Annotated in this window: 1 protein-coding gene; it reads right to left on the bottom strand. The window is 40.3% G+C overall.

Going from position 1 to position 583, the window contains the following annotated elements; translation table 11 throughout:
- Nucleotides 1-583: IS21 family transposase (gene istA, locus ASJ81_RS14870; RefSeq protein WP_141241754.1), on the bottom strand; the 583-nt coding region annotated here is incomplete at both ends.

Below are 583 nucleotides of genomic sequence, written 5' to 3'. Positions count from 1 at the left end.
GTTGTTCCGTGGACAGTTGAATTTACCCTTTCCAACCACCTGTTAACTTGGGCGTTCAGGTCTTCGAGAGAGGTAAACTGTCTTCCAAGGAAAAAATCCCTCTTGACGTAACCTACCGTATTTTCAATCTTGCCTTTTGTCTGAGGTCTATATGGTCTGCATAACCGTGGAATAAAACCAAAGCATTTGAAGAAATCCTCAAACTGTGAGTTCCATTCAGAATCTGATGATTTTAAGGCTCTTTTGATAACAACCTGTTTCATGTTATCATAGAGAATCTCCTGTGTAAATCCTCCAAAGTACTCAAAAGCATTCAGATGACACTGAATAAGAGTGGGAGTGTCTATGTTCAGTGTAAATTCAACATATCTCATTCTGGAATATCCAAGAATCATGTTAAAGCAAAAGAGTTTCTTTACCTTTCCATCAACCTCAACTGTTCCTAACTCTCCCCAGTCAACCTGAGCCTGTACACCTGGTTTTGTTTCATAGCGAAGTATGGCAGGGGTTTCCTGCTCAGGTCGGACTTTTTGTACGAAGTCCTTGACTATGGTTTTTCCTCCCTCAAAACCCATTTCTTTTA

This window comes from Methanosarcina spelaei (assembly GCF_002287235.1).
GTDB lineage: Archaea > Halobacteriota > Methanosarcinia > Methanosarcinales > Methanosarcinaceae > Methanosarcina > Methanosarcina spelaei.
Note: the sequence above shows the minus strand (reverse complement) of the source record. Positions and strands in the feature narration are given on the sequence as shown.